Consider the following 6,720-nt stretch of genomic DNA (forward strand, 5'->3'; position numbering starts at 1 on the left):
CGCCGCCGCGGCCTGTGGCTGGGCTGAGTCGAGCCGCCCGGAGAGCAGCAGGCCGGCGAGGGCCGCGAACAGCCCGGAGAGGGCGAACACGGTGACCAGTACCTTGCGGACCGGGACGCCGGAGAGGCGGGCGGCCTGTTTGTTGCCGCCCACGGCGTACATGTAGCGGCCCATGACGGTGAAGTTGAGGATGAACGCGGCGACCACGCCGGCGATCACCAACACCACGATCGGCATCGGGATGACGCCCACGTTTCCGCCGAGGAAGGACACCTCGGGTGCTGTCGCGATGGGACGTCCGTCGGAGATGACCAGGGTCAGACCGCGGGCAACACTGAGCATGGCAAGCGTCGCAATGAAGGAAGGGAGCTTTCCATAGGCGACGGCGAAGCCGCTGACCGCTCCGCTGAGCGTGCCGATCAGGAGTCCGCCCACCACGGCAAGCCAGCCCGGCATGGACCCCTGCGAGAATATCCACGCGGACCCCATGGCGGAGAGCGCTGCAACCGAGCCGACTGACAGGTCGATGCCGGCCGCCACGATCACGAACGTCAGTCCGAAGGCCAGCACCGCGATCACCGAGGCCTGGATGCCGATGTTCAGCAGATTCGGTCCGGTCAGGAAGTCAGGGGTGGCGATGAAGAGGGCGAGGCCCAGGACAAAGAGTCCCACCAGGGCGCCGTTGTCGGCGAGGAACTTCGTCGCTCGTGACCCGCCCGCCGCCTTCTTCGGCGCCGTCGGCGTTGCAACCTTACTCATTTCCGTCCTCCATCAGCTTGTCTTCGAGATCGCGCTGCACATCGCGCACTGCCAGCGTCATGACGGCATCCTGGGTGGCGTCGTCGGCCGCCAGTTCGCCGGAAATGTGTCCGCCGCTCATCACGAGAATCCTGTCGCTCATCCCCAGCACCTCGGGAAGTTCGCTGGACACCATGACCACGGCGCCGCCGGCGGCGGTGATCGCGTTCATCAGTTCGTAGATTTCAACTTTTGCGCCGACGTCGACGCCGCGGGTGGGCTCATCGAGCAGCAGCACGGAGGAGCTCGCAACAATCCAGCGTGCAAAAACGGTTTTCTGCTGGTTTCCGCCGGAGAGCGAGCCCACCGGCTGGTCCAGTGTGTGCATGCGGATGCGCAGCTTGTCGGCAACATCCTGGGCGCGTTTGCGCTGTCCGCTCCGGTCCACCAGACCGGATTTCGCCGTCGTCGCGAGCGTTGCGTAGCCAACGTTTTCGTTGACCGTCGCTCCGAGCACCAGCCCCTGAACTTTCCGGTCTTCGGGGACGTGCCCGACGCCGGCGCGAATGGCTGCGCCTACGCTCGCCTTGGGCAGTTCCTTGCCGCGTACCCGGACCGAACCGTTCACGTAGGGGTCCGCACCGGCGATGGCGCGGATGACCTCGGTGCGGCCTGCGCCCACCAGCCCGGCCAGGCCAACGATCTCGCCTGCCTTCACGGTGAAGGACACGTCATTGATCAGTCCCTTGGTGGAGAGCCCGTTCACTTCGAGCAGGGTGTCCGCCGGGCCGTCGTATTCCCGGCGGCGGGGAAACTGCTGTTCGATGGAGCGGCCCACCATCAGGCGGACGAGTTCGTCCTCGTGAGTGTCGGCGGGCACTTCGGCGATAAATTCGCCGTCGCGCAGTACCGAGACCGAGTCGCCAATCGCGGCGATCTCATCGAGGTGGTGGGAGATGAAGACCATGCCGACGCCGCGCTCTCGCAGGTCCTCGACCACGGAGAAGAGGGCGCTGATCTCGCGTTTGGTGAGTGCCGCCGTCGGCTCATCCAGGACCAGCATGCGGGCGTTGAGGCTGAGCGCCTTGGCAATTTCCACGAGCTGCTGGCGGGCGATGCCGAGCTCGCCGACTTTGTGATCCACGTCGATGTCCAAGCCGATCATCGCGAGGGCTTCCTTGGCGGTCTCGCGCATTGTGCGTTTGTCCACCATCCCGAAGCGGCGGGGGAAGCGGCCCATGGAGATGTTCTCGGCGACGGTCATGGACCCGACCAGGTTGAGTTCCTGGTGGATGGTGGCGATGCCAAGTGCTTCGGAGGCGTTGGTGTCGGTGATGCGTACTTCCTTGCCGTCCACGAGGATGCGACCGCCGTCGGGCTGGTGGACGCCGGCCATCATCTTGATCAGCGTGGATTTGCCGGCGCCGTTCTCTCCGAGGAGAACTTGCACCTTGCCGGGGTGGACATTGACGGTTACGCCTTTGATGACCGTCACCGGTCCGAAGGATTTGGTGACGTTGTCCAGCGTCAGGATGGGGTTGTCGGTCAGAGCGTTACCTGTCACTGCGTTGGACCTCCTGGAAGGGGCGGAGTTGAGCCCCGGATGATGAGCCGGCTGGGCAGGATCACTGATTCCGGGGTTTCTCCGGCGATGACCTGGGTGAGGAGGTCGACGGCGAAGCGGCCCATGGCGTTGACGTCGTGGGCGATGACGGTGAGGGCGGGGTTGAGGAGGGTGAAGGCTTCGATGTCGTCGTAGGCGACGAAAGCTATGTCGGCGCCGATGGCCAGGCCTCGTTCGTTGCAGACGGCGATGGCGCCGATGCTCATGAGGCTGTCCGCGGCGAGCAGGGCGGTGGGTGGGTCTTGTTGTTCGAGGAGGTGGCGGGCGCCGGCCGCGCCGCTGGCGGACTGGAAGTCGCCGAGGAAGATGAGGGCGCCGTCGTCGTCGGCGTGTGTTTCTGTGAGGGCGTCCTTGTAGGCGGCGAGGCGTTCGCGGCCTGTGGAGGTGGACTGCGGGCCGGCGATGTAGCCGATGCGGCGGTGGCCCTGGCCGGTGAGGTGGCGGACGGCTTCCTGGATGCCGGTGGCGTTGTCGGGCGTGACGCTGGGGACTTTCGTGTTTGCGATGACACGGTCGACGAAGACGGTGGGGACGCCGCTGTCCAGGACTGCCTGGAGATCGGCGAGGTTGCCCCGTGGCGCCGCGATGAGTCCGTCGACGCGTTGGGTGAGCATGATGTCGAAGTAGCGGTCCTGCTGTTCGGCGTCTTCGTTGGCGTTTCCGAACAGGGTGAGGTATTCGAAGTCGCGGGCGCGTTGTTCGACGGCGTGGGCCAGGTCCGCGAAGAAGGGGTTGCGGACGTCGGGGAGGACCAGGCCGATGGTTTGCGTGGTGGTTTTGCGGAGGGAGCGGGCCTGGGCGTTGGGGCGGAAACCTAGCTCCTTTACTGCGTCACTGACCGCAGTGCGGGCTTCCTGGGAGGTGGCGGGGTGGCCGGAGAGCACGCGGGAGGCGGTCCCTACGGAGACGCCGGCCTTTTCGGCGACGTCCTTGATCGTCAGTGATCGCACCTGATGCTCCTGGCTTTACTTGTGGAATCGATTCCATGGAATCGATTCCATGACTATGCCACAGGTTGTGGGGCGGGTCAATAGGCCACCCATGGCAGTGGGCGATCACGAGGCGGAAGCAGTAAATTAGTTGCCCGGTGTCTTCCCTGGGTCCTCTAGATCATCTAGGGGACCCATAAGCCCCAGGGTCTGTATCGTCATGGAGAGTTCGCTGAACTCCCTCGGCAAGGGAGACCCGATCATCTCGGCGGCCGTCTTGACTGTGGCTCGCGAGAAGTTGGCGCCGCGCTTACTCGTCAGCCACGATTTGAAATTCTCTTTGGTCAGCCCTCTTGCCTTCGCTTCTTCATACGAGCTAGAAAATGCGTCCCAGTCTGATCCGCCGAGCCCGAAGGCTGAGGGCGGTAAGTAACACAGGATGTCCCGTTTGGAGAGCCCGAACGGCCTGATCCTGTGAAGAACGTTGGAATCGACGGCTCGTTCACCGAGTTCCCGAAGCCAGAGCGTCTCTCGACCGCTTCCGATCTTGCTCAACCGGGCCAATGTTGCTTTGGCCGCTTTTCGGTGTCCCTCGCTGTATTCCGTGGTGGCCTGCTCCCAGATCCTAAGGGTGGGACCGGCAAGAACGTTATCGACAACGAATACGATCGAAGCTGACGTTGCGTCGAAGAGTATTCTCGCGTCGGCAATGGAACGGGCGTGCGAAGCGCCAGAGATGGGAATGACGCGTCCGCCAGCTCTGCGGATATCCTCCCCGAGCGCGGACCTGAGAACAATCTCGTCGTGTGCTCCTTCCACAAGGACGAAGACGCGGGTCAGCTGCAGGAGATCACTGGGAGCTAGTCCTAACGATTCGGCGGACTCGGTCATCAGCGCACTTGACCCTAGGTCGACGGACCGCAGGCGGGTTGGGAATCCTCGGAGGCGGCTGACATGGTGGAGCCGTGCGCCGACACGTACGTCGAGGAACGCAGGTGCATGAGAAGCAGCGAGGACCATGAAGTTCTCTGATCGGCTGTAGAGATTGCGCAGCATCTGCGGCAGCTCGCGTTCTCGCATGCGGTGGAGACCCCGTTCGGGCTCGTCCATCATGAAAACCTGCGGGCGCGTTGGGTCCAGACCCGAGATTGCCCATTGCAGAGCAGCGAGAGCCCACCGAAGTTCAGCTCCCGACAACCGACCAAGACCAAGTTCCTCTCCTTCGGCAAGCACGACCGTCCACTCCGGTATTTCTCCAACAAACCACTCATGTGGTGACTTCAACTCCAGTTGGAGATTGAAGTGATGCGGCCCCGTCAGTTGGAGGAATACATTGGCATCGGACTCGAGAGCGTCGACCGCCTGAAGGAAACGAGGGTTCAGCCTAGTCTCCGATTCATCGGCAATTTCGATCAACTCTCCGTACTCCTCGGCCAGGGAAATATTACTGGGCTCGAGCCGGATGGAGGAGTACCGCCGGGCGAAACGCCCCCGGCAGAATCAAGCGTTGGCGCCCCTCAGGGCCACGAGGAGCATGGGCCAAAGAAAGGCTTCTCCGCCGTGTGGCTTGGAGTAATCGGAGTGATGGTGGTCCTGGTGTTCATCCTGATCATCGGCAACATTATCCCTTTCCTAAGCTGAAGTTACATAGGTCCTTTCCTCGTTTTCCTTCTCGAGTACGAGGCGGCCGATCGCGCTGGCAGGGGTGCTCTGCTTCGCCGCGAGGGTTTGTTGATTTTGTCAATCTGACTTGAGCCCACTTTGGTGGGAAATCGCAGCTTGATCGGGGCCCACCTTGAACCCGGTTGCGGAGGCGATGGCAGCCTGGTTTGAGGCGCCTCAGGCACTCGTACTGGTGGATTGGTGGGTGACCTGCCCCAGGGATTGGTTACCCCGTGAAGAATGAGTCTCAGGCTGTTTGGGGTGGGTTCTGGCAGTGTAGCTCGTGCTCGATCGGGGTCCGGTAATCAAGGCCTGAATGGCGGCGTTGGCGGTTGTAGAAGATCTCGATGTAATCGAAGATCGCGTTGGCCAAGTCGGTCCGGGTCTTCCAGCGTTTCCGGTTCAACAGCCCGATCTGCATGCTGGACCAAAAGGACTCCATCATCGCGTTGTCATAGCCATCGCCGAATCGCCGAGCGCTTGTTCGCTTCGGTTCCAGGCCAACATATGCAGTGCCGGGAAAAGACCTACCGCTTACCCACCGGAAGCGCTGATAACTAGCCAAGATTCGTGGTTAAGCACCCAGTCCGTGTCGCTGGTACCGGCCGGGCACCCAGAAACTTGAGGTTATCCAGGCTGAAACCCTGGAACCAGAGTCTCCCGAATTTTCTCAGTTTTTAGAGCTGAGTTCGTGTAGAGAGCCTAGGATCAGATGTAAGCCCGGAACCAGCTATTTTGGAGGATCGAATGGTGAGCAAGCAGGACGACCATGAGGACGATGAACAGGCAGAAGGGGTTGGACCCGAGGGCACAATTCCCGACAGCGAGGATGGTATTGCAGTCAGCTCGACAGAGGAGCCATCGAACTTTGAGCCGGAAGAGGATAACCCGGACAAGGACGGCAACGGCGGTGCTTGAGCTACGAGAAGATACGGCCATGGCCATCGACGACGGCAGGCTGTCCAGCTATCCGGGGTGACCGTTTGCTGACCACAGAGCCGGGGAGTGCAGCTCTTTTGAATTGGTGGAATGGACGCAAAAGAACACACTTCACGGCTACTTGTTCGCCGGACTGCTCGTTGGACTGAATGGGACAGTGCAGCTGACCGGGACGATGTCGCTTCGTCTATAGGACGTTTGGGCTACGCCTGGACAAAGCCAAGATGGCCTTGGCCGGGGGTTGGAGTGCAAGTAAATAAGGCCAGTCCGCTGAATCCATTCCATCAAAGAGGAGGCCACGGCGGCCCGCTCAAACTCGAAGCTCTGCAACCTGCCGTGCACGGCAAGGAGGATCTGCGGACATTACTAACCGAGCTATCCAGTTCGGATGATCACCTCAACCTGGGCGATCTGCAACGCCTCAAGGGCCGCGTCCAAGCAGAGTAGAACCAGCTTGCCGGAATTATGTGCTTAGTGGGTGAACGGTTAGCTCAGGTAGGGTTTATTCATGGCCAAGCCAGATTTTCCGCGGGCGATATTGGATTTCCAGGCCAGATTCGGCGATGAGCAGGCGTGTCTGGACTATCTGTTCCAGTGCCGGTGGCCTGAGGGTTTCGTCTGTCCGCGGTGTGGCGGCACAACGGCGTGGCCGATAGCAGCACGACGACTATGGCAGTGCGGTGGCTGCGCCTATCAGGTGTCTCTGACGGCCGGTACAGTCCTGCACAAGACCCATACCGCGCTGCATTTGTGGTTCTGGGCTGCTTACCTGATGTCCACGGGAACAACTGGAATTTCTGCCAGGCAGTTGCAGCGTCAACTTGGCCT

General features: G+C 61.7%; 7 protein-coding genes and 1 pseudogene. 3 read left to right on the top strand and 5 right to left on the bottom strand.

Annotation, left to right across the window (positions count from 1 at the left end; all coding sequences use genetic code 11):
- From Y708_RS25895 to Y708_RS0116945, 4 genes are all read right to left on the bottom strand, one after another.
- Positions 1 to 759, bottom strand: a 759-nt coding sequence (locus Y708_RS25895; RefSeq protein ID WP_035776706.1) for an ABC transporter permease, incomplete at its 3' end; no start/stop codon positions are given.
- Positions 752 to 2,302 (bottom strand): sugar ABC transporter ATP-binding protein, encoded by a 1,551-nt coding sequence (locus Y708_RS0116935; RefSeq protein ID WP_051479102.1) that lies wholly within the window; start codon positions 2,300 to 2,302, stop codon positions 752 to 754. The genes Y708_RS25895 and Y708_RS0116935, both read right to left, overlap by 8 nt.
- Entirely contained in the window at positions 2,299 to 3,312 is a 1,014-nt protein-coding gene (locus Y708_RS0116940) for a LacI family DNA-binding transcriptional regulator (RefSeq protein WP_028280845.1), read from the bottom strand. Before Y708_RS0116940 ends, Y708_RS0116935 begins: the two co-directional genes overlap by 4 nt.
- Positions 3,313 to 3,438: 126 nt before the next feature.
- Positions 3,439 to 4,182: a hypothetical protein gene (locus Y708_RS0116945; RefSeq protein ID WP_216699820.1), complete on the bottom strand. Its 744-nt coding sequence runs from the start codon at positions 4,180 to 4,182 to the stop codon at positions 3,439 to 3,441.
- Between the two features lie 414 nt (positions 4,183 to 4,596).
- On the opposite strand from Y708_RS0116945, the gene Y708_RS31570 reads away from it, so the two are divergent.
- Positions 4,597 to 4,932 (top strand): DUF6480 family protein, encoded by a 336-nt coding sequence (locus Y708_RS31570; protein ID WP_343212985.1) that lies wholly within the window; start codon positions 4,597 to 4,599, stop codon positions 4,930 to 4,932.
- A 268-nt stretch (positions 4,933 to 5,200) separates the two neighbouring features.
- Here Y708_RS31570 and Y708_RS0116955 read toward each other — a convergent pair.
- A pseudogene (locus Y708_RS0116955) lies at positions 5,201 to 5,419 on the bottom strand (IS3 family transposase); the annotation flags it as partial.
- A 284-nt stretch (positions 5,420 to 5,703) separates the two neighbouring features.
- On the opposite strand from Y708_RS0116955, the gene Y708_RS29985 reads away from it, so the two are divergent.
- Positions 5,704 to 5,871: a hypothetical protein gene (locus Y708_RS29985; RefSeq protein ID WP_162150493.1), complete on the top strand. Its 168-nt coding sequence runs from the start codon at positions 5,704 to 5,706 to the stop codon at positions 5,869 to 5,871.
- Positions 5,872 to 6,400: 529 nt separating this feature from the next.
- On the top strand, positions 6,401 to 6,720 hold a 320-nt coding region (locus Y708_RS28630; protein WP_162150494.1), incomplete at its 3' end, for a transposase.

Origin of the sequence: Arthrobacter sp. H5 (assembly GCF_000520595.1) — a bacterium.
GTDB lineage: Bacteria > Actinomycetota > Actinomycetes > Actinomycetales > Micrococcaceae > Arthrobacter_D.

Bases quoted from the DNA above. Each gene is read 5' to 3' on its own strand.
- Y708_RS0116945 (WP_216699820.1), bottom strand. From the start codon at position 4,182: ATGACCGAGTCCGCCGAATCGTTAGGACTAGCTCCCAGTGATCTCCTG.
- Y708_RS31570 (WP_343212985.1), top strand. From the start codon at position 4,597: ATGCGGCCCCGTCAGTTGGAGGAATACATTGGCATCGGACTCGAGAGC.